We start from the raw sequence: 21,543 nt of genomic DNA, 5'->3' as shown, positions 1-21,543 counted from the left end.
GCATGCATCGCGCCCGCTGGAGGCCGATACGGGCTGAGGCGCCCTTACTGTCGACATGCCTGTTGTCAGCATGTCTGCTGGCGGCAGGCCTGCTGATCGGACCGGTGTCCGCACAGCCGGCGGGCGAGGGGCTCAGCCCCACGCTCGCCAACATCAAGGCCACGCACGCGGTGCGGGTCGGCTATCGCGAAAGTTCGCCGCCGTTCTCGTTCCTCGATCACTCCAACCGGCCGATCGGCTACAGCCTCGAGCTGTGCGATGCGATCGTCGATGAGATCGCGGCCGAGGTCGACGACGCCAACCTCAAGATCGACTACGTCAAGGTGACCTCCGACGACCGCATTCCCGCGGTCGTCGACAAGAAGATCGATCTGGAATGCGGCTCGACCACGGCGAATGCCGAGCGCGGCAAGCAGGTCGCATTTTCGCCGCTGATGTTCGTGGCCGGCACCAAGCTGATGGTGCCGAAGGCCTCCGGCGTCAACCAGGTCGCCGACTTGAAGGGCAAGACGGTGGTGGTGACCAAGGGCACCACCAACGAGCAGGCGATGCACAATGTCGACGCCAAGCAACAGCTCGGCCTCAACATCGTGACTGCGCCCGACCATGAGCAGTCCTACCAGATGCTGGTAGACGGCAAGGCGGACGCGTTCGCGACCGACGACATCCTGCTCTACGGCCTGATCGCGCGGCACAAGTCGCAGGACAAATTCCGCGTCACCGGCGACTATCTGTCCTACGATCCCTACGGGATCATGTACCGCAAGGGCGAGCCGCAGATGAAGGACGTGGTCGAGCGCGCTTTCCGCAAGCTCGCCTCGAACCGCGACATCGTCCCGCTCTACAACAAGTGGTTCGTCGCCCGCCTGCCGACCGGCGAGAAGCTCAACGTCGCGCTGTCACCGCAGCTCGAGGATGCCTTCAAGGCGCTCGACGATTCGGCGGGCGGAGCAAACTAGCCTCGAAGTCCGGCCTCTCTCGTTGCGGGCGAGGCCGGATTGCATTGCAGACGCAATCCGGGTGGGGGTCTTGCGCAACGCGCACGGCTTCCGAAGCGTTCCCGAACTGTCCCGACGAAGCGCGACTTCGCTCATCGCGAATGGCGATACGACAGATCCAGGCACTGCCGGACCCAGAACCCGTTCACATGGATCAGCTGGCATGGGCTCGGCGGCGGCTCCTTGATGATCGGATAGCCATGGATGTCGATATTCGTCGGTGCGGTGACGCCGCGCCAGAATACGGCGTTGGCGGGCGGTGGATTGAAGGCAGCGGCGAACGCCGCGACCGCGAGGAAGCTCAAAAGGAGTTTGCGCATAATCTGTATCCGGATCGATTAATGCGCATCAGCGTACTCCCTTGAGCAGGATGAGCAAGCCGCTGAATCGGTCAAAGTGACGGAGTGAATCTTGCCGCAAGCTGCACCGCCGCGCGCGAATAGCCGCCGTGGACTGCGATGCAGGCGAGGGCAACGATGCCGACTGCAGCCAGAACAACCATGACCTGGAAGATCGCGCGTCCAAGGATCGCTCCCATCAAAACTCCATTGATCCGGCGGGGATCTTGCTTCGAGTTTCCGCGCCGCGATCTCTGGAGCATCATCGGCAGGCGAGATTCCACTGTTGAAGTTTGCGAACTCGTCACTTCACCAGCTAGAGCGTTTTCGAGCGAAGTGGATACCGGTTCGCGCGAAGAAAACGCGTCAGAACAAGTGTCTAGAGCCCCGTTCCGATTCAATCGGAACGGGATAGGCTCTAGTGTCGCTCCGCGACAAGCCGATCGACCTGCTGCTTGAGCTCTGCTTCCATCTCGGAAACGATGTCGTGCGGCAGGCGAGCGCCAAAGGGATCGACAAGCGAACCGGTCGTCTCTCGCTCTATCGCCTGATGTCGCATGTCATTGGCACCCGGTACCGGGTCTTCGCCCCGTCGTCGAGAGAACAGATAGCTCGGCGCGCCAGCCGCCGCGTCGGCTTTGTAGGGTTCAGAAAAATCCTGATCGGAGCGTACAGCGTTCTTCATCAGCTTTGCCTCCTGGCACGACTTCCTTTCCCCAGGCCCGAACCATCCGGCTCGTCTCTCATCAATGACGCGCCAGCCTCGAATGTTGTTCCGCTCGGAACTTGCAAACGTCCGCCGGAACCTGCCGGTTATCGAGTCTGGAACCAGAACTTTAAGCGTCCCCGATCATTGAACACCGGGGTTGACCGTTTGGAGGTTGTCATGGGCTACGCGAGCTCAATTCACCAAACCGCGATTGTGGTCGAAGACGACACGATTCAGCGCGACATGATTGCGCTGTTGTTGAAGGAAGGGCATTTCGACGTCATCCAATGCGAAGACGGCGAGACGGCTGCGCTTGCCATCAAGATGCGTCACCCGTCGCTGCTGGTCACCGACGTCAAGCTCACGGGCAGAATGAACGGCATTGAACTCGCACAATGGGCCCTGGATTGCGACCCGGGCGTGCGCGTGCTCGTGATCTCGGGCCTGGCGCCGCCCAGCGATCTGCCAGACGGCGTCAAATTCTTTGCCAAGCCGGTTTATCCATCCACTCTGCTGCGCGAGCTGGCGTCGTAGTCCCTAGCCGATCGAGACCTGGCCTATGCAAGACGATCCCGAAATCGATTGGCACCGCGAGCAGATCACGAAGAATCGTGAACTGCTCGCCGAGTTGCAATCCGGAAATACGGCAGGCGCTGACGTGTTTCCGGAGACGCAAGCCGAGATCGACCGCCTCACCGCACAGGTCGAGCAATCGGAACTGATTGTCGCCGCCTTTGAGAAAGAACACCCGCGAGAATGATCGGAGCTAAAGGCAAGTACGTCGCTTACGCGAACACTTCGTCCAGCGCCGCCGAATACGCCGCCTCGACCAGCGCCGGATGTCGGCGGCCCAGCGCTTCCATCTTCACGCCCGAATTCACCTCGAGCACTTGCCAACCGCCGTCAACGCGCACGACGTCGATGGAGGCGAAGCGGATGCCGACCGCTTGCGCGGCCTTGGTCGCGAGCGCGACGCAGGCCTCGCGTGTCGCGGCATCGGTGAGCAGCGCGGGCTCGGCGCCGGCATCGAGATTGTGCCGCCAGTTGAGCAGAAGCCGTTCGCCGGCGGGCGGAATGGCATCGAGTGCGGCGGCATCGAAATCCTCGGAGAGGGCCTTCAACTGTTCGGCCGTCGCGGTCGCCTCTGCCAGCGCGCGCAGCGAGCGAACGCCGTCGCCAATCACCGACGGCCGTGTCTTGCCGTAGACGATCAGCGCGCGATCATCGAGCAGTACGACGCGCACCTCGTCCTTGATCTCGACGTAAGGCGAGATCGTAAGGCTCGGGTGCGCGGCGAGGATGCGTGCGACCGCGGTCTCCAGTTGCGCTCGCGTCGTGACGCGGAAGACCAGCTCGCCGGATGTCCCCTCGTTGGGTTTGACGACGAGGCCGTGCGGATGCTGCGCGAGCAGAAGCAGCATCGCATCCAGCGAGTCCGATCCGGGGATGTGCTTGCTGAGCTTGCTGCCAAGAAACAGTCTGTGCGGAATGGCTGATACGCCGGCCGATGCCAGCACTTCGGCGCAGGCCGATTTGTCGTTGGCGACCTGATGCGCGACCGCGCTGTTCAGTCCGATGTCGTAAGCGATCGCAAGTCGCCGCGTGCCGCCTTTGGTCATGATGACCAGCCAGCCGCCGGATCGCACCTCGACGGCAATCGAGCGCGCCAAACAATATTTTTTGATGGTTTCCAGGAAGATTCGCTGGCTGATCAGGACCACGAGATCATTTTCCCTTCACCGCGGCTTTCGTAGCAATTAATTGACAGATCGGCGGCGATCTCAGCAAGTAAATTACCTGCAGCGCCACGTGTTAACGATGTCGTGGCTGAACCTCTGCGCGAAATCGGACGACTGCCATTCTGAGATCGCAATTGCACGCCAGTTGATCTTGACTATCTCATGCATTGGCGCAATGGAAACGCGAGATCTTCAATGATTTCGGCCACTTCAGCGCCGTCGCGAGCAGTCTAGAAATCAAACCATTCTAAATCTGATCAGTCGAGAAAACGAAAACCCATGAGCGCGTTCTATCGAGAGAAAGTTCTTTCTGTTCAGCACTGGACCGATACGCTTTTCAGCTTCCGGGCCACCCGCGATTCCGGTTTCCGCTTCCAGAATGGCCAGTTTGCCATGATTGGCCTCGAGGTCGAGGGCCGGCCGCTGCTGCGCGCCTATTCGATGGCGAGCGCCAACCACGAGGAAGAGCTCGAGTTTTTCTCGATCAAGGTGCAGGACGGCCCGCTCACCTCCAAGCTGCAGAAGATCCGCGAGGGTGACACCATCCTGGTCGGCCGCAAGGCCACCGGCACGCTGATCACCGACAATCTGATTCCCGGCAAGCGGCTGATGCTGCTGTCGACCGGCACCGGCCTTGCGCCGTTCGCCAGCCTGATCAAGGACCCCGAGGTCTACGATCGCTACGACCAGATCCTGCTCGTGCACGGCTGCCGCCAGGTCTCCGAGCTCGCCTATGGCGAGGAGCTGGTGGCCAAGCTGCGCGACGACGAATTGTTCGGGCCGCTGCTGTCCGAGAAGCTGTCGTACTATCCGACCGTGACGCGCGAGCCGTTCCGCAACCGCGGCCGCATCACCGACCTGATCACCTCGAACCAGCTGTTCACCGACCTGCATCAGGGCCCGCTCGACATCGAGACCGACCGCATCATGATGTGCGGCAGCCCGGCGATGCTGGACGAGCTGAAGCAGTTGTTCGAGACCCGTGGCTTCAAGGAAGGCAGCGGCAACACGCCCGGTCACTTCGTGATCGAGAAGGCGTTCGTCGAGCGCTAAGGCTCCTTCCACTTCGTCATTCCGGGACATCGCGAAGCGATGGGCCCGGAATCGATAACCACTGCTCTTTGTTTGTCGAAGGCTGGGGCCCCATCTGGCTCCAGCCTTTTGCATTTGTGGTTATGGATTCCGGGCTCGATGCTTCGCATCGCCCCGGAATGACGCCTGATATAGCGCCGTCCATTCCCCCACTGCTATAACGCCCCCAACGCCGCGCAGCCGTTCCCCGAACGCGGCGACCCGAGGGAGCCGCACCTTGTCCATCACCGATCCGGATGCCCCGAAGACCGCCTTTGTGTTCGCCGGCGGCGGCAGCTTTGGCGCGGTTCAGGTCGGCATGCTGCAGGCGCTGGCCGCGCATGGCGTCGCCGCCGACATGGTGGTCGGCTCCAGCGTCGGCGCCTTGAACGGCGCGTTCTATGCCGGCGACCCGACGGTCTCGGGCGTGGCGCGGCTGGCCGAGATCTGGCGCGGCCTGAACCGGCAGGACGTGTTTCCGGTGAGCTGGCGGACGCTGGTGGGCTTCCTGTGGCGGCGCGACTTCCTGATCCCGCATGACGGCGTCCGCAGGCTGATCGAGGATTACATCCCGTTCCGCGATCTCGAGGACGCGCGGCTGCCGATCCACATCGTCACGACCGACATCATCAGCGGCGACAGCGTGGTGCTGTCGGAAGGCTCCGCGGCCGAGGCGATCGTTGCGTCGACCGCGATCCCCGGTGCGTTTACGCCGGTGCACTACCGCAATCGCTACCTCGCCGACGGCGCGATCTCCAGCAACACGCCGGTCCGCGTCGCCGTGAAGCATGGGGCAAAGCGCCTGATCGTGCTGCCGACCGGGCATGCCTGCGCCAACCAGGCGCCGCCGGTCGGCGCGCTCGCCAATGCGCTGCATGCGCTGACGCTGCTGATCGCGCGGCAGCTCGTCAACGAGCTCGAGAATATCGGCCCCGACGTCGAGTATTTCGTGGTGCCGCCGCTGTGCCCGCTGGTCGGCTCGCCCTATGATTTCTCCCGGACGTCAGATCACATCGCCCGCGCCCTCGACACCACCAATGCATGGCTCGCCAGCGACGGCCTGAAGGCGGGGCACATCCCCCACGAATTGCAGCCGCACGACCATTGATGCCGGACGGGGCTCTTCCCTGTGAGGCTACATCCTCGTCCACAACTGTCATCGCCCGGCCTGTGCGCAATTGCGCACATGGACCGGGCGATCCAGTACGCCGCGGCTTCTCGATTCAAGCACGGACGTCTCTGGAATACTGGATCACCCGCATGCGCGGGTGATGACACCGCGAGAGGCGTCTGCACGATTTCGGAATAATGGAAGAATGCCGCTGATTTGCCCGACGAGTCAAGTTGCCGGGTCCGCCGGCTACTTTGCATGGGGTTGTTTTCGTTATTTTGGCAGTGCGGCCTGCCCGCAAGCGGGAGAGGGGGCGCAGCCTTTGCGAAGCTCCGCTGCGTTGCACTGCAAAAGGCGATTTCGTTTCAATTTGCCTGGTGCCGTACCCGCCCATCCGGGCGGTTGTCACATCTGTGACTGCTCGGCCGTATAACCGTAGTGCACTTGTTCCGCGAGTTGGATTAGGCTCACCGCCGACAGGGTATTCAAGGCAGACCGGAGAGATTTGATGGATACGATGCTGCTTCCGTTCTCGCCGCGCTTCATCGTGCTGACGATCTGCGCCGTCGTCACCGCACTGCTGCTGCTGGTCGGGATTTTCGACCACAAGGTCTTCAAGATCGTTGTGATTCCGCTCGCGATCTTCGGCGCGCTGACATTGCTCGGCATCCGCGACCTGACCCAGAAGAACCATGCGGTGCTGCGCAACTACCCGATTTCGGCGCATATGCGCTTCCTGCTCGAGGAAATCCGCCCGGAGATGCGGCAGTATTTCTTCGAGAGCGAGAAGGACGGCATGCCGTTCTCCCGCGACACCCGCGCGTTGGTCTATCAGCGCGCCAAGATGGTGCTCGACAAGCGGCCGTTCGGCACCCAGGAGGACGTCTATCGCGAGGGCTATGAGTGGATGCATCATTCGGTGGCGCCGAAGCCGCGCGCCGAGGAGAAATTCCGCATCACGATCGGCGGTCCCGACTGCACCAGGCCGTATTCGGCCTCGGTCTTCAACATCTCGGCGATGAGCTTCGGCGCGCTCAGCCCGAACGCGGTGCGGGCGCTCAATGCGGGCGCCAAGAAGGGCGGCTTCGCCCACGACACCGGCGAGGGTGGCGTCAGCCCCTATCACCGCGAGATGGGCGGCGACATCATCTGGGAGATCGGCTCCGGCTATTTCGGCTGCCGCAACCGTGACGGCACCTTCAATCCGGAGCTGTTCGCAAGCGTCGCGGGCGACGACCAGATCAAGATGGTCGAGCTCAAGATCAGCCAGGGCGCCAAGCCCGGCCATGGCGGCGTGCTGCCGGCCGCAAAGGTCTCCGAGGAGATTTCCAAGATCCGGGGCGTACCGATGGGCGAGGACTGCATCTCGCCGGCCTATCACAGGGCGTTCTCGACGCCGCTGCAGATGATGGAATTCATAGCCCAGATGCGCAAACTGTCCGGCGGCAAGCCGGCCGGCTTCAAGATGTGCATTGGCCATCCCTGGGAGTTCCTGGCGATCTGCAAGGCGATGAAGGAGAGCGGGCTCTATCCCGACTTCATCGTGGTCGACGGCAATGAGGGCGGCACCGGTGCCGCGCCGCTCGAGTTCATGGATCATCTGGGCATGCCGATGCGCGAGGGCGTCAATTTCGTCCACAACGCGCTGATCGGCATCGGCGCGCGCGATCGCATCAAGATCGGCGCCGCCGGCAAGATCGCGACCGCTTTCGACATGGCGCGCGCGATGGCGATCGGCGCCGACTGGTGTAATTCGGCGCGCGGCTTCATGTTCGCGCTCGGCTGCATCCAGTCCCTGAGCTGCCACACCGATCGCTGCCCGACCGGCGTCACCTCGCAGGACCCGATCCGCAACCGCGCGCTCTACGTGCCCGGCAAGATCGACCGCGTCTACAACTACCACCACGCGACTCTGCACGCGCTGACCGAGCTGCTCGCGGCCGCCGGCCTCGAGCACACCCAGGACCTGCGCCCGATCCACTTCTCGCAGCGGAGCTCGACCACCGACGTCCGCACCTTCGCGCAACTCTATCCGACGCTGCGCCCGGGCGAACTGCTCGAAGGCACCCAGGATCCCCGCTTCCGCGAAGCCTGGGCGATGGCGCGCGCGGATTCGTTCCAGCCGGCGGGGTAGGGGCACCCAGCTACGCCGGCGCGCCGAACCACTTGGTCAGCGCCTCCGTGAGGCCTGGCTGATCCCGGTCTCCTCCGACCCACGCCACATAGCCGTCGGGCCGGACCAGCACCGCGCCGGGCGCCGCAACCGTTCCGAGCGCGGGAAGCTCCCACGCGCCGGCATAATCGGCATCAACCAGCCGAACCCGATCTCTCCATCCCGCGATGTCGATGCTGCCGGGCTCGTCAAGATTGAGCAGCACCGGCCGTGCCTGATGCAGCAGCGCGAAGACCCGCAGCGAGCCGTTGGTCGTCACCAGATCGAGATCGGGCATGCGGCGTCCGAGCAGCGGATGGCCGTCGCCGAGATCGTAATGCAGGTCGAGACCCGACATCATCGCGGCGAATTTTCGGCGCGGCTCGTCCATGCGCAGCAATTCGGAGACGATTTCGTGCAGCGCCTTGCTGCGTGCATCGGTTCGGCTGAGCGCAACATGCGCCATGGTGTTGCGCAGCACGCGAGCCGCCACGGGATGGCGTTCGGTCTGATAGCTGTCGAGCAGGCTGTCCGGCGATGCCTGCTTGACCACCTGGGCGAGCTTCCAGCCCAGATTCACGGCGTCCTGCACGCCGATATTGAGGCCCTGTCCGCCCATCGGCGGATGCACATGGGCGGCATCGCCGGCCAGCAGCACGCGCTGCTTGCGGTAGGTCACGGCTTGCCGGGTCATGTCGGTGAAGCGTGATATCCAGACCGGACTGTGGATGCCGAAATCGGTGCCGTAGACCGCGACGAGCCGCTCGCTGACGTCGCCCAGGGTCGGCTCCCTGTCGGTGCCGAGTTGCGGCTCGGTCAGCACGAGCCGCACCCGTTCACCGTCTTCCACCTTGCCGATGGCATAGATGCCGGCGTCGTCCTGGCGAAAGCCCCATTCCGGTTCGTCTGACATCTCGGCCTCGGCGATCAGCCAGCTCCTGGTCGGATCCCATCCGGCGAATTCGATGCCGGCCGTCTTGCGGACGATGCTGCGGCCGCCGTCGCAGCCGACGAGATACTGCGCCCGGAGCAATTGGCCATCCGACAGCGCGACGTCGACGCCATCGTCGTCCTGCGTGAAGCCGGTCACCTCGCGCCCGCGCTCGATCGGCACCGCCAGTTCGTCGGCCCATTCGCCGAGCACGCGCTCGATATGGTTCTGCCGCAGCCCGAGGGTGAAATTGCGCCGGGTCGGGAAGTCGCCGATCTCGAGCGGAACCAGATGCGAGTGGAACAGCACCGCCGGATGCCGCGTGCCCAGCGCGACGAAGCGGTCGCCGATGCCGCGCTGGTCGAATACCTCGATGGTGCGTGCGTGCAGGCCACCCGCCCTCGCGCCGATCAGGTCCGACCTCGCGCGCCGCTCGACAATCGCAACATCGACGCCGGCCAGCGCCAGCTCGCACGCCAGCATCAGCCCGGTCGGTCCTCCGCCGGCAATCACCACAGCATGTTCCCGCATCCCGCACTCCTCCGTTCGATTGGGCGCGCGTTCTACGGGATGACCCCGGGCTTGCGGCAAGCCCGGGGGGGGGCTACATATATCTAAGTGGGAAGAGGGCGTTTGCAGCCCCGACCAATCCAGCTCACATAGCGAAGAACTGCGCGACAAATTCAATGTCGTCCCGGCGAAGGCCGGGACCCATAACCACAGGATGTTGTGTTTGCCTCGCTGTGGCCCCAGCCTGCCATAACCACAGACAGCGGTGGCTATGGGTCCCGGCCTTCGCCGGGACGACGTTGGGACTCAAAACTCGCCGTGGATACGGCCGGAGAAGATGTGCACCGGGCCGCGATCGGCGTTGTAGGCGGGGTTGGTAATGAACTGATAGTCCGCGGTCAGCGTCAGGCTCTTGTTCACCTGGTAGGCATAGTAGGTCTCGAAGATCCGCTCCGGGCTGTAGTTCAGCGCGCCGTCGCCGATCAGAAGGCCGAGGCCGCCGGCGGCGAGGTAGTCGCGATGCGCCGATGACAGTCCGTTGACCGCGCCGCCGATGCCGATCGTGTCGTTCGCCCGGCCCCAAGTGCTGCCCTTGATCGACACGCCGCCGGAGACGCTGCGGTCGACATCGGTGAACGACAGGATCTCGTTCCGGCCGTCGTTCCAGCTGAGGCGGCCGAACAGGCCGACATCGGTTGCGATCTGCTGCTCGCCGTTCAAATAGAAGCCGTACTTGGTGTTGTCCTTGCGGATACCGGCCATCACGTCGTTGATGTCGAGCCCGGGATTGGCGTCCTCGATCGCGAGCGCCTGGCGATAATTGCCGGTGTTGCCGCGATTGCCGAACACGCCGACGCGCAGCTTGCCGGGTTGATCGAAGATCGAATAGCGGCCTTCGAATTCCACCACCGCGCCGCCATTGTTGGCGTTGAAGATCAGCACGTCGCTGTTCGGTGCATTGGGCACCTGGAACACGCCGGCGCGCACCGCCCAGTCCTTGCGGTTGAGCTCGACCACGGCGCCGCGGGTGTATCCGGGCAGATCGGCAGGGAAGTCGTAGGCCGCGGAGGCCCACATCGCCCAATTCATGAAGTCGGCGCGCGGGTCCTTGGCGTAGGAATTGCCGTCGAAGAAGTCGCCCACCGCAAAGCGCCCGACCACGATCGTGAGGCGGTCGATGTCGCGCTTGCCCGCGATCTGGTTGGGGCCGTCGGGGACGTCCTCCTGCTCGCCGCCGAAGCCGAAGGTCTGCTTGAAGTAATAGCGCTGCGGCCGGATCTTCGGGAATTCGGCGCCGGCCTTCTGCGCTTCGCCGTTCGAGAAGCCGGCCAGACCGAGCGTGCCGTTGAGGCCGAAGCCCTGCGCCGTCTCCGGATTGAAATAGAACTCGCCGCCTTCCCAGAGCCGCACGCCGAGAAACGCCGTCGTGGTCCAGGTCTGTTGTATTTGCCCCGGGCCCGGAAGGCTGTTGGTGCCGGTATAGGGCGCGCGGAACGACGGATAGCCCTGACCGAGCAGCGTCGTCTGTCCGTGCACGCTCCAGTCGCTCGATTCCGGCAGCGAGTTGCGCGTCGGCGTCGCCGACCAGGGCGAATCGCCGAGCTGGTAGTTCAGGCCGAACTTCAGCAGGTGAATGCGCGGGTCGATGCTGACGCCGGGCATGCCGAAATCGTTGAGACCCTGCGTACGGCGCGACAGGTCGATGTAGTCGTATTCGACCTTGGCCGTCCAATTGCCGCTCACTGCGAATTCGGCGCCGGCGCCGACGGTCCAGCCGGTCTGGTACTGGCCGGGCTGCGAGATCACATTGCCGCCGGCATCATTGACCCTGACCTCGGTGTGTCCCCAGGCGAAGCCGCCGGTCACATAGGGCATCCAGGTGCCGAAGCTGTAACCGGCGCGGCCGCGCAGCGTGCCGACATAGTCGATCGACGAGTTGAAGGGCCCGAGCACGCGCCGCGGCAGGTCGGTCGGGCCGGTGAAGGTTGCATCCGCCTCAACGCCGAGCACGAAGCGGTTGGCAAATTCCTTGTTGTATCCAGCCTGGAAGCCGCCGATCCCGCCGGTGATCGTGGGCGGAAAGAACACGCCCTGTTCCAGGATCGGGTTAGTGCCCGGACCCAGCGTGCCGTCGCCATAGCCGACATGGGCGCCGACGTAGAAGCCGGTCCAGCTGTACACCGCCTTGGCGGCGGGAGACTTGAGCGGCAGATCGGCCGCGGCCGCCGACGTGCCGAGCGCCGCCGCGCCGAGCGCTGCGCCGGCGGCGATCCGAACCCGGAAGAGGCGGACGCAGGTCATGACGCGGCTTTCCGCGAATGGTTGGCGGTTTCGCCCGGCATTACAGATTTGGCGGCCACTTGCCACCCGAGATTTGAATTCATCGCCCGCCGTCCCCGGTCCGATCCGTGTCGTCCCATCCAAAGCCAGATCAGCACCTAGCATCCCCTGTCGCCTGTTGCAAGTAATTCGCAATAGCAACTGAGGTGCGCCGGATACCTCTTCGATTTGCACGCCACTATGACAGTCGCGTAACGCCACGAGGCCGCGAGCCTGATCGGCTGCGATCGACCGCACATCTGTGGCAAATCGGTCGAGATCCGACCGTTCAATCGAGGCCACCATTGTCTTCGTCCCTTGTCTTGATGAATGCCGGCTGCGATGGCCGGCCGAGCACGACCCTCGCGCCGGCCCGTTCGACGCATCGCGCTATCGACAGCGCCGTCCGCAGATCGGCGCCTGAAATCACACGTCGCTGATAGAGCGCGGTCGCGCCGCGCAGGACGGCGCCCGCCAGCCTGAACAACACGATCGCGCCCCATCGCCGGCCGCGGCCGAGCGTCGTCACGCCCCCACCGTGGCGAGCTGGACGATCCGCAGCAGCACGAGGCCGGCAGCGACGACGAGGTAGCCGCGCAGCACCAGCATCCAGATCCGGCTCAGCGGGCTGAGCCGTGCCGGCGGCAGCCGGTCAAGCGGCGGCATCCGCCAGGTGTCACGGTCGAACAGCGGCGGCTTGTGCTTGAAGCGGGAGGACGCGCGACCGTGCGACAGCATCTCGTACAGCTTGACCGCCGCGGTGACTGCAAGTGCAAGCAGGCTGCCGCCGACCAGGATGCCGATGATCCATGCCTCGCCGAGATCCGGGAACAGCACCGCGGCAGTCAGGATCACCGACAGCATCACCAGCCCCGCCACCACCGCGCCGGTGAACAGGTTCAGCCTGACGGAATTGACCCAAGGTCCGAGGATGTGGCGATCGTTGCAGAGCAAGAGCAGGAACACGGTCGCGCTCGGCAGCAGCACGCCGGCCAGCGTCTGCACCGCATTGGTGAGCAGCCCGAGCGGTGTGCCCGGCGTCAGCACCAGCACGGCGGCGAGCACGATCAGCCCGCAATAGACGCCATAGAAACCTTTCGCATCCCACGGCTTGCGGTGCAGCGAGTGCTTGACCGCGAACACGTCGCCGATCGCATAGGCGGTCGAGAGGGAGACCGCGGCCGCGCCGATGATGCAGGCATCCAGCAGTGCGAGGGCAAACAGCACCGCCGGCAGCCGGCCGGCATATTTCTCGAGCCCGACCGCGGTCCCCAGCGCGTCGGTGTAATTGCCGAATTCGGGCTTTCCGGCGAACACTTCGGCGCAGAACGAGATCATCGCCACGGCGCCGACCACGACCAGCACGATGCCGATGCACAAATCCATCCGCTCGTAGCGGATGAAGCGCGGCGTGATCCGCTTGTCGACGATGTAGCTCTGCTGGAAGAACAACTGCCACGGCGCCACCGTGGTGCCGACGATGGCGACGATCAAAAGCATCACCTCGCTGAGCTTGGCGTCTTGCGGCATCTTCGGCACGAAGAAATCCGCCGCGATCTGCCCGACCGGCGGATGCACCATCAGGATCACGGGCACCAGCAGCAGGCTGCCTGCGACCAGCACGATGCCGAAGCGTTCGAAGCGGCGGAAGTCGCCGGTCGAGACCGCCAGCATCACGATAACAGCGGAGGCCAGCACGCCCCAGAACTGCGAGACGCCGAGAAAATGCAGCGCGAAGGTGATGCCGATGAATTCGGTGACGATGGTCAGCGCGTTCAGCACCAGCAGGTCGATGACGCTGAAGGCGCCCCAGAACTTGCCGAAGCGCTCGAAGATCAGCCGCGCATGGCCGACGCCGGTGACGGCGCCGAGCCGCACCACCATCTCCTGGTTGACGTAGAGCACGGGAATCAAAAGCAGCAGCGTCCACAGTAGCGTGGTGCCGTAGTTCTGCCCCGCCTGGGTATAGGTGCCGAACGCGCCGGCATCGTTGTCGCCGACCATCACGATCAGGCCGGGGCCGACGATCGCCAGCAGCGTCTTCAGCCGGGCGAGCCATGTCGCGCGCGGCGCGGTGTCACCTTCGGCGATGCTTCCAAGCGCGCCATGGATGTCACCGAGATGCGCGCGGTCGAGCACCGCGGTGCGGACGGAGCTGGTGGTGGCCTCACGATCGGAGGCGTGCACGTTCAAGTCATTGACGACGGTCATGACTCATTCCTTCTCATTTGCGTGTTTGGTAGTTTTGGGAGTTGGAAAGCGGATGATGTTGCCGGCTTCAGGCACTGGGATGGAGTCTGAAGCCGGCCGGCGCCGCGGTGGCGCGCGGCCGGTGTCCAGCATCAGCGCGATGCCAAGCGCGGCGACATGGCGCACGAGGCCGGCGCTCTCGTTGATGAGACCGACGATGCTCCGCATCACCGGGACGAGCGGGTCGTTGGCCGGTGCCGGACGCCTGACGGCACCGGCAACGGTCGGCCGACGGGTTTGCCCGAAGATGTCACTTGTCTTGCTCATGGTCGTCTCCCCGCTGCGTGTTGGACACGGCAGGAGGGACGCGGAGCAGCTCTATGCGTGCGCGCAGGCTCCGCTGCCGTGAGCAGCGGCTATTCCAAAATTGATGTCGTTCCCCGGAGGGAGTCCCGTTGCCGCGCCGCGATGACGCGCAACGGGACGACTAGGTCCTTCGTCCATGTCGGTCCTTCAGGCGCTTGCGGTCATCTTTGCTGCGGAATGCGCAGGTATTGCGCGCGGGCCGGAAAACCGGTCCGCGCGCCGCGCTCGATCGAGATCATTCGTTGATGATTCAAGGGTGGTTTCGACGATCCACCGGCACTCCGGGCGGCCGTCGATCAGGATCCAATGACAGGCCGGGGTTGGACGCCGGCGATCCGCCGGGCGGCGAAAACCCGGCTGGTTGTCATTGGAATAGGTGGCCGCCCGCGGCGGGATCTGCCGCGGCTCGAACGGCCGGAATTTTGCGAGCTTTTCGAACATCGCTCACCTCCACTTCCGCTGTCGCGCGGCAGGCCGGTGAGGAGCAGGCGGTTACGCGAGGCGTGACCACCCATCCACGCAGGCGAAATCTGCGCGATCAGTCTTGCTATGTTGCGGCGTCAACAGTCCCGTTGCCGGTCTACTGTCGCCTGAGTTGCTACTGCCCATGTGCCTTCTGTGTTGGCTCGTGGTCGGGTTGATGTCCGGGGTCATACCCCGGTGCGGAACGCATGTTCCGGCAATCGGGCACTACGCCTGCCACAATGGCCTGTCAAGCCGATTCTGCTATCCTCCGGGGAGGATCATGATTATCCTCCAGGGAGGATAGGAGAGCCGAATGTCAGACGACCATCCGCACGCAGCGATTGCCCGGCGCCTGAAGCGCGCCAACGGACATCTCGAGACCATCGTCGAGATGATCGAGCAGGGCCGGCCCTGTGCGCAGATCGCCCAGCAATTGCAGGCGGTGGAGAGCGCGATCGAGAGCGCCAAGAAGGCGCTGATCCACGATCACATCGGCCACAGCCTGGAGGAGACGCTGAAGGCATCGGGTCCGAAGGGCCGCAACGTGCTGCGCGACTTCCGGCTGATCGCGAAATATCTGTGATCCGAGCCCGCATGTCGCGAGCTCGCAACGGTTGACCCGCCCGGGGGGATGACCGGACGGGTCGTGCGCGACACGGGGTGGATGAGGACCCGTGCCGAACGCAGGATCCGCAGCCTTCTAAAAAACCTGTCGATCAGTAGCAGGAGCGCACGCGGCCGATGTAGTTGCCGTAGGCGTCGAACTGGCGGACCCAGACGCAGCGGCGATAGCCGCCGTCGTAATAGCCGTCACTGGCCGCGACCGCGCTGCCGACGATGGCGGCGCCGACGAGGCCCGCGCCGACGCCCCAGCCCCAGCCATACGGCTTGGCATTGGCCTGCGACGTGGTGGACGTGATGGTGCCGGTCACGGCGAGCGCGGTGAGGGCGAGGGCGGCAAACTTGGTCTTGATCGACATGGGATACTCCATCCTGTTGGGCGCGGTCCGGTTTGTTCCGCATGCCCGTTGGACGGAGGCTTTTCGGTTCCGGTTCGAAGGCCGTGCCGGAAATATGGTTTCGTGAATTGTTTCGTCGGCCTCTGCCAAGACGAAGGAATTCCCGGTCAGTTGCCCCCGAAGACGCCCGGATCGAACCGGTCGACGTCGGCGAGCAGCTCGCAGAACGCGCGTGCACCGTGCTCGATTAGCTGCTCGCCCTTCTCGGCCGAGGCCTTGGTCGCATCGCCGATCGCGCCGCTCGGATTGAGGTCCTGCGCCTGCCAGGCGAACGGCGCCGGCCGCTGGGTTGACAGATGGCGGTGATCCTTCTGGATCTGCACGCTCGCGGGCTTGAAGTCCGCGATCGCATCCTTGCGCACGGCTTGCGGATATTTCGCCAGCATGATCGAGGTCTCGACCGCACCGCCGTGGATGCCGTGGCGCAATTCGTCGGAATCGAACAGCCCGTCCGGCGTGCCGAAGCGTGACCAGCTCGTGGTCACCACCAGCATCTTGTGTTGCGCGCGCAGGTCCTGCGCCACGAGCTGCATCGCGGCGGAATTGCCGCCATGGCTCGTCACCATCACGAGCTTCCTGACGCCGGCGCGCGCCACGCTCTCGCCGAGCGCCATCCAGCTGTTCAGCGCCACCTTCGTCGGCAGGGTCAGCGTGCCCGGAAAATCGATGTGCTCGGTGGAGATGCCGACCGGCTGCAGGGGCAGGAACGTCGCCGGGATGGCCGCCGGCAGCAGTTCCTGAACCCGTGCCAGATACGCCTCGCCGATCATGACGTCGGTTCCGAGCGGCAGATGCGGCCCGTGCTGCTCGGTCGCGGCCAGCGGCAGCACCGCGATCCAGCGCGCGGCCGTGTCCTTGGCGAGGTCTGGCCAGTGGATGGCGGTCCAGTCACGGGGCGGAAGCTGAGAAGTCATCAAGCCGGTCGTTTCAATACAAGCGTTTCATGGGATGGATTTGCAGGCTAGTTTGTTTAACATCGGTGAGGCGTTCGCGTCTCCGGGCGCGGTGCGCGTCTTCCCGCCTTCCATCATGGGCCATAATGATCGACGGAGTCCAACCATGATCCCGGCCTTTTTGCCGCGAGCGTTAACTACAGCCGTTCTGGCCGCGACCCTCGGCGTTTCCGCGGGCCTCCTCCCGGCGCGGGCGCAGGACAAGACTTTGGACAAGGTCTCGTTCGGCACCAATTGGGTCGCCGAGGGCGAGCATGGCGGGTTCTTCCAGGCGCTCGCCGACGGCACCTACAAGAAATACGGCCTCGACGTCACAATCGTGCCCGGCGGTCCGAACGAGAACAACCGCATGCTCCTGATCGCGGGCAAGCTCGACTTCTTCATGAGCGCGAACTCGCTGCAGACCTTCGACGCCGTCACCAACAACGTGCCGCTGGTCGCGGTCGCCGCGATGTTCCAGAAGGACCCGCAGGTCTTCCTGACCCATCCCGAGGTCAAGGTCAGCAAGATCGAGGATCTGAAACCGCTGACACTTTTGATCTCGAAGGAAGGCATCACCAGCTACTTCCAGTGGCTGAAGTCCGAATACGGCTTCGACGAGAACAAGGTGAAGCCCTACACCTTCAATCCGCAGCCCTTCATCGTGAACAAGCAGACCGCGATGCAGGGCTACGTCACCTCGGAGCCCTTTGCGGTGGAGAAAGCCGCCGGCTTCAAGCCGAACGTGCTGCTGATTGCCGATTACGGCTTCAACTCCTACTCGACCTTGATCGAGACCCGCCGCGACCTCGTCGACAAGAAGCCGGACCTCGTGCAGCGCTTCGTCGATGCTTCTGTGGTCGGCTGGTACACTTACGTCTACGGCGACAACTCGGCCGGCAATGCGATGATCAAGAAGCTCAACCCTGATATGAACGACGAGCTGCTGGCCTATTGCGTCGCCAAGATGCGCGAGCACGGCATCGTCGATTCCGGCGATTCCATCAAGAACGGCATCGGCGCCATGACCGACGAGCGGATGGCGAGCTTCTTCGACAAGATGGTGCGAGCCGGCGTGGTCAAGGGCACGATCGACTATCGCCAGGGCTACACGCTGCGCTTCGTCAACAAGGCGGTCGGCGTCGAGCTCCGGCCGAAGAACTGAGGGTGCGGACGCGCGATGGCGGAGCCTGCGTTGTCCGGACCTGATGCCGCTTGGGCGGTGCGCCTGCGCGGCGTCACCAAGACCTACGACAGCGGGGTGACGGCGCTCGGGCCGCTCGACCTCGATGTCGTCAGCGGCGAGTTCGTCTCGCTGCTCGGACCCTCCGGCTGCGGCAAGTCTACCGCGCTGCGCCTCATTGCCGGTCTCGCCGCCCCGAGCGCCGGCACGGTCGAGCTCGCCCATCACGGCGCCGAGCGGCGCGGCAGCCGCAGAGTAGGCTTCGTATTTCAGGAGCCGACGCTGATGCCGTGGGCCAATGTGCGCGACAATGTCCGCCTGCCGCTCAAGCTCGCGCGCGCGGCGGCGACGGACGCCGATACACGCATCGAGGCGGCGCTCGATCAGGTCGGGCTTGCGGAGTTCGCGGCCGCCTATCCGCGCGAACTCTCCGGCGGCATGAAGATGCGGGTATCGCTGGCGCGCGCGCTGGTCACCGATCCCGATATCCTGCTGATGGACGAGCCGTTCGCGGCACTCGACGAGATCACGCGCTTTCGCCTCAACAACGACCTGCTGTCGCTGTGGCGCAACCTGCACAAGACCGTCATCTTCGTGACGCACTCGGTGTTCGAGTCGGTCTATCTCTCGCAGCGCGTGATCGTGATGACGGCGCGCCCGGGCCGGATCGGCGCCGAGTTTCGCATCACCTCGTCGGAGCCGCGTGGTGAAGAGTTCCGCACCTCGGCCGAATATGCCGCGTTCTGCCGCGAGGTCTCGGGCGCGCTGGCGCCGTCCTATGCAGGGCAGGCAGGCGCATGAAGTCTCCGCAGCACCTCGTCCGCTTTCTGCTGCCGCTCGCGGTGTTTGCCGCGGGCCTCGTGCTCTGGGAAGCGATCGTCCGCGCCTACGGCATCCAGCCCTATGTGCTGCCGAGCCCGCTCCTGGTGCTGAGAACGCTGGTCGCAGACTGGCCGGTGCTGTCGCAATCGCTGGGCGTCACGCTGCTGACCACGCTCGAAGGCTTCATCGCCGCCGCGGTCGGCGGCGTCGTGCTGGCGCTGCTGTTCAACCAGTCGAAATGGCTGGAATATTCGCTGTTCCCCTATGCGGTGGTGCTGCAGGTCACGCCGGTGATCGCGATCGCGCCGTTGCTCCTGATCTATCTGCAACAGCAGACCGCCGTGATCGTCTGTGCCTGGATCGTGGCGTTCTTTCCGGTGCTGTCGAACACCACGCTCGGCCTCAACTCGGTCGACCGCAACCTCGCCGGATTGTTTCAACTTTATGGCGCCTCGCGGCTGCAGACGCTGCTGTTCCTGAAGCTGCCCGCGGCGCTGCCCTTTATCCTCGGCGGCCTGCGCATCGCCGGCGGGCTGTCGCTGATCGGCGCCGTAGTCGCCGAGATCGCGGCGGGCAGCGCCGGCGCCGGCTCGGGCCTTGCCTTCCGGATCGCTGAATCAGGCTACCGGCTGAATATTCCCCGCATGTTTGCAGCACTTCTGCTGCTATCGCTGGCCGGGATTGTCATCTATGGGGTGCTGGCGCTAGTTTCGCACCTTCTGTTGCGGCGTTGGCATGAAAGCGCGTTAGGAAAGGACAATTGATGGCCCCGATTTCTTCCGAAAAGATCGATCTGTTGGTTTATGGACCGATCCGGCCAATCCTCGAAAACGGCTTTTCCGATCAGTATGTGCTGCACCGGGCCGAGAGCCGCGGCGACCTCGAGCGGCTAACGCCCGACACCATGGCCAAGATCCGCGGCATCGCCGTCACCTATCACACGATGGCGACCGACAAGACCGCGATGGCGATGTTTCCGAAGCTCGAGATCGTCGGCAGCTTCGGCGTCGGCTACGACCACGTCGATTCCCATTACGCCCGCGATCACAATATTGTGGTCACCAACACGCCCGACGTGCTGACCGAAGAGGTTGCCGACGTCGCGATGGGGCTGCTGATCGCGACGCTGCGCGAATTCGTCAAGGCCGATCGCTATGTGCGCTCCGGCCTGTGGCAGACCCAGAATTATCCGCTCAGCGTCGGCTCGTTGCGCGATCGCAAGATCGGCATCGTCGGCATGGGCCGGATCGGCCAGGCGATCGGGCGGCGGCTGGAGGCCTCGCGCGTGCCGGTGTCCTATCACTCGCGCAATCCATCCAAGGACGTCTCCTACAAGCATTATCCCGATCTGATCGAGATGGCGAAGGCGGTCGACACGCTGATCGTCATCGTGCCGGGCGGCGCCTCGACGGCGAAGATGATCAATGCCGACGTGCTGAAGGCGCTCGGCCCGCGCGGCGTGCTGATCAATGTCGCGCGCGGCTCGGTGGTCGACGAGCCGGCGCTGGTCGCGGCGCTGAAGTCCGGCACCATTCTCGCCGCCGGTCTCGACGTGTTCGCGGCCGAGCCTAACGTGCCGGACGAATTGAAGGCGATGCAGAACGTCGTGCTGCTGCCGCATATCGGTTCGGCCTCGGTGGTGACGCGCAATGCGATGGACCAGCTCATGGTCGACAACATCACGAACTGGTTCGCCGGCAAGCCGCCGCTGACGCCGGTTGCGGAAACGCCGGTGAAGGGCCGCTGATGCCGCTGTCCCGCTTCAACCTCGTGCTGCTTGTACTGCTGGCCGCGTGCGGTCCGGCAGCCGCGCAGGACGTCTCGACGTTGAAAAAGGACATGATCGGGCAGTGGGAGCTCGCCACCACCGAGCGCAGCAAGACCTGCGTCGTGACGCTGAAGAGCGATGCGACGCCGCAAGGTTTCAAGCTCGAGCTCGAGCCGGCCTGCGCCGCCGCACTGCCCTTCACCAAGGACATCACGGGCTGGAGCATCAAGGGCCTCGGCGACATCGTGCGGCTGCACAATGCGGCCGGCGAGGCGGTGATCGATTTCACCGAGGTCGAGACCGGCATCTTCGAGGGCATGCGCACCAACGAGGGCGTCTACATCCTGCAAAACCTCGCAGCGGCGCGCGCGCTCGCCAAGTCGATGGACCAGATGATCGGCGACTGGTCGATGGTCCGCGGTAATGGCCAGGCGATCTGCGCGCTGGTGCTGACCAACACCGAGGCCGGCAACGACAATTTCCAGTTGTTCCTGAAGGGCAAATGCGATCCCGCGGTCGCGGCCTTCAACCCGACGCTGTGGCGGCTCGACCATGGCCAGATGGTCCTGATGTCGCCCAAGGGCGAGACCTGGCAGTTCGAGGCCGACGACAACGCCCAATGGCGCCGCGTCCCCGACAGCGCCGACCCGCTGATCATGTTGCGGGAGCAATAGGGCGCTAACCCTCGCTTGCCTCTCCCGCTTGCGGCGGGTGGAGGCTTTCTCCGCGCAAATGCACGGCGTCATTTGCGGCAATGCCCTCACCCCAACCCTCCCCCGCAAGCGGGAGAGCGGGTGCACTACCGCTGCGGCCGTAGTTGATGCATTTTCTCCAAAAATAATTCGCTTTCCTTGTCGATCCGGCACGCCCCGGATCGTCGTTCCCCATAGCGAGCCGATTTCACCGCGATAATCCCGTGG

24 protein-coding genes are annotated in these 21,543 nt (G+C 64.3%); 12 read left to right on the top strand and 12 right to left on the bottom strand.

What is annotated here, in order from left to right:
• Positions 1-2: 2 nt before the first annotated feature.
• Entirely contained in the window at positions 3-959 is a 957-nt protein-coding gene (locus ACVIGA_RS18865; protein WP_375777483.1) for an amino acid ABC transporter substrate-binding protein, read from the top strand.
• A gap of 131 nt (positions 960-1,090) precedes the next feature.
• On the opposite strand, the gene ACVIGA_RS18860 is transcribed toward ACVIGA_RS18865, so the two are convergent.
• The 3 genes from ACVIGA_RS18860 to ACVIGA_RS18850 form a co-directional block, all read right to left on the bottom strand.
• Positions 1,091-1,318, bottom strand: a complete 228-nt coding sequence (locus ACVIGA_RS18860) for a hypothetical protein (protein WP_456667527.1) — start codon at positions 1,316-1,318, stop codon at positions 1,091-1,093.
• Between the two features lie 71 nt (positions 1,319-1,389).
• Positions 1,390-1,536 carry a hypothetical protein gene (locus ACVIGA_RS18855; RefSeq protein ID WP_223972307.1) on the bottom strand — a complete coding sequence of 49 codons (147 nt, stop codon included), beginning with the start codon at positions 1,534-1,536 and terminating at the stop codon, positions 1,390-1,392.
• Positions 1,537-1,754: 218 nt separating this feature from the next.
• Positions 1,755-2,021, bottom strand: a complete 267-nt coding sequence (locus tag ACVIGA_RS18850; RefSeq protein WP_223972309.1) for a hypothetical protein — start codon at positions 2,019-2,021, stop codon at positions 1,755-1,757.
• A gap of 201 nt (positions 2,022-2,222) precedes the next feature.
• On the opposite strand from ACVIGA_RS18850, the gene ACVIGA_RS18845 reads away from it, so the two are divergent.
• Both ACVIGA_RS18845 and ACVIGA_RS18840 read left to right on the top strand, forming a co-directional pair.
• Entirely contained in the window at positions 2,223-2,579 is a 357-nt protein-coding gene (locus ACVIGA_RS18845) for a response regulator (RefSeq protein WP_456667526.1), read from the top strand.
• A 25-nt stretch (positions 2,580-2,604) separates the two neighbouring features.
• Entirely contained in the window at positions 2,605-2,805 is a 201-nt protein-coding gene (locus ACVIGA_RS18840) for a hypothetical protein (protein ID WP_223972313.1), read from the top strand.
• 25 nt (positions 2,806-2,830) lie between these two features.
• On the opposite strand, the gene ACVIGA_RS18835 is transcribed toward ACVIGA_RS18840, so the two are convergent.
• Positions 2,831-3,766, bottom strand: a complete 936-nt coding sequence (locus ACVIGA_RS18835; protein WP_456667525.1) for an ATP-grasp domain-containing protein — start codon at positions 3,764-3,766, stop codon at positions 2,831-2,833.
• 297 nt (positions 3,767-4,063) lie between these two features.
• On the opposite strand from ACVIGA_RS18835, the gene ACVIGA_RS18830 reads away from it, so the two are divergent.
• The 3 genes from ACVIGA_RS18830 (at position 4,064) to ACVIGA_RS18820 (ending at position 8,100) form a co-directional block, all read left to right on the top strand.
• Positions 4,064-4,837 (top strand): ferredoxin--NADP reductase, encoded by a 774-nt coding sequence (locus tag ACVIGA_RS18830; RefSeq protein ID WP_097670994.1) that lies wholly within the window; start codon positions 4,064-4,066, stop codon positions 4,835-4,837.
• Between the two features lie 256 nt (positions 4,838-5,093).
• A complete protein-coding gene (locus ACVIGA_RS18825; RefSeq protein WP_456667524.1) occupies positions 5,094-5,963 on the top strand; it encodes a patatin-like phospholipase family protein in 870 nt (289 codons plus the stop codon).
• Between the two features lie 511 nt (positions 5,964-6,474).
• On the top strand, positions 6,475-8,100 hold the full coding sequence (locus ACVIGA_RS18820) for an FMN-binding glutamate synthase family protein (protein WP_456667523.1): 1,626 nt from the start codon (positions 6,475-6,477) through the stop codon (positions 8,098-8,100).
• 10 nt (positions 8,101-8,110) lie between these two features.
• Here the strand turns inward: ACVIGA_RS18820 and ACVIGA_RS18815 are convergent, their stop codons facing one another.
• The 6 genes from ACVIGA_RS18815 to ACVIGA_RS18790 form a co-directional block, all read right to left on the bottom strand.
• On the bottom strand, positions 8,111-9,580 hold the full coding sequence (locus tag ACVIGA_RS18815) for an FAD-dependent monooxygenase (RefSeq protein WP_456667522.1): 1,470 nt from the start codon (positions 9,578-9,580) through the stop codon (positions 8,111-8,113).
• Positions 9,581-9,865: 285 nt separating this feature from the next.
• Positions 9,866-11,860, bottom strand: coding sequence for a carbohydrate porin (locus ACVIGA_RS18810; protein ID WP_456667521.1), 1,995 nt, complete (start codon positions 11,858-11,860; stop codon positions 9,866-9,868).
• A 307-nt stretch (positions 11,861-12,167) separates the two neighbouring features.
• Entirely contained in the window at positions 12,168-12,407 is a 240-nt protein-coding gene (locus tag ACVIGA_RS18805; RefSeq protein ID WP_456667520.1) for a hypothetical protein, read from the bottom strand.
• Positions 12,404-14,089, bottom strand: coding sequence for an Nramp family divalent metal transporter (locus ACVIGA_RS18800; protein ID WP_456667519.1), 1,686 nt, complete (start codon positions 14,087-14,089; stop codon positions 12,404-12,406). Before ACVIGA_RS18800 ends, ACVIGA_RS18805 begins: the two co-directional genes overlap by 4 nt.
• Before the next feature lie 3 nt (positions 14,090-14,092).
• A complete protein-coding gene (locus tag ACVIGA_RS18795) occupies positions 14,093-14,395 on the bottom strand; it encodes a hypothetical protein (protein ID WP_456667518.1) in 303 nt (100 codons plus the stop codon).
• A gap of 186 nt (positions 14,396-14,581) precedes the next feature.
• The gene (locus ACVIGA_RS18790; RefSeq protein WP_456667517.1) at positions 14,582-14,875 is read right to left on the bottom strand and encodes a hypothetical protein; all 294 of its coding nucleotides are present in this window, start codon (positions 14,873-14,875) and stop codon (positions 14,582-14,584) included.
• Positions 14,876-15,212: 337 nt separating this feature from the next.
• Between ACVIGA_RS18790 and ACVIGA_RS18785 the strand changes: the two genes are divergently transcribed.
• The gene (locus ACVIGA_RS18785) at positions 15,213-15,482 is read left to right on the top strand and encodes a metal-sensing transcriptional repressor (RefSeq protein ID WP_050403822.1); all 270 of its coding nucleotides are present in this window, start codon (positions 15,213-15,215) and stop codon (positions 15,480-15,482) included.
• A 133-nt stretch (positions 15,483-15,615) separates the two neighbouring features.
• On the opposite strand, the gene ACVIGA_RS18780 is transcribed toward ACVIGA_RS18785, so the two are convergent.
• Both ACVIGA_RS18780 and ACVIGA_RS18775 read right to left on the bottom strand, forming a co-directional pair.
• Positions 15,616-15,879 carry a hypothetical protein gene (locus ACVIGA_RS18780; RefSeq protein ID WP_456667516.1) on the bottom strand — a complete coding sequence of 88 codons (264 nt, stop codon included), beginning with the start codon at positions 15,877-15,879 and terminating at the stop codon, positions 15,616-15,618.
• A 146-nt stretch (positions 15,880-16,025) separates the two neighbouring features.
• Positions 16,026-16,832, bottom strand: a complete 807-nt coding sequence (locus tag ACVIGA_RS18775) for a creatininase family protein (RefSeq protein WP_456667515.1) — start codon at positions 16,830-16,832, stop codon at positions 16,026-16,028.
• A gap of 145 nt (positions 16,833-16,977) precedes the next feature.
• Here ACVIGA_RS18775 and ACVIGA_RS18770 point away from each other — a divergent pair, with 145 nt between their 5' ends.
• From ACVIGA_RS18770 to ACVIGA_RS18750, 5 genes are read left to right on the top strand one after another with little or no spacing between them, the layout of a single operon-like run.
• On the top strand, positions 16,978-18,015 hold the full coding sequence (locus ACVIGA_RS18770) for an ABC transporter substrate-binding protein (RefSeq protein ID WP_456667514.1): 1,038 nt from the start codon (positions 16,978-16,980) through the stop codon (positions 18,013-18,015).
• A gap of 15 nt (positions 18,016-18,030) precedes the next feature.
• Positions 18,031-18,834: an ABC transporter ATP-binding protein gene (locus tag ACVIGA_RS18765; protein WP_456667513.1), complete on the top strand. Its 804-nt coding sequence runs from the start codon at positions 18,031-18,033 to the stop codon at positions 18,832-18,834.
• A complete protein-coding gene (locus ACVIGA_RS18760) occupies positions 18,831-19,619 on the top strand; it encodes an ABC transporter permease (RefSeq protein WP_456667512.1) in 789 nt (262 codons plus the stop codon). Before ACVIGA_RS18765 ends, ACVIGA_RS18760 begins: the two co-directional genes overlap by 4 nt.
• Positions 19,619-20,602 (top strand): 2-hydroxyacid dehydrogenase, encoded by a 984-nt coding sequence (locus tag ACVIGA_RS18755; protein WP_456667511.1) that lies wholly within the window; start codon positions 19,619-19,621, stop codon positions 20,600-20,602. Before ACVIGA_RS18760 ends, ACVIGA_RS18755 begins: the two co-directional genes overlap by 1 nt.
• On the top strand, positions 20,602-21,297 hold the full coding sequence (locus ACVIGA_RS18750; RefSeq protein WP_456667510.1) for an AprI/Inh family metalloprotease inhibitor: 696 nt from the start codon (positions 20,602-20,604) through the stop codon (positions 21,295-21,297). The genes ACVIGA_RS18755 and ACVIGA_RS18750 overlap by 1 nt, the downstream gene beginning before the upstream one ends.
• The last annotated feature ends 246 nt before the right edge of the window (positions 21,298-21,543 follow it).

The sequence above is a fragment of the Bradyrhizobium sp. USDA 3240 genome (assembly GCF_054063295.1).
The sequence above is the reverse complement of the archived record's forward strand: the minus strand, read 5'-3'. Positions and strand labels throughout refer to the sequence as shown.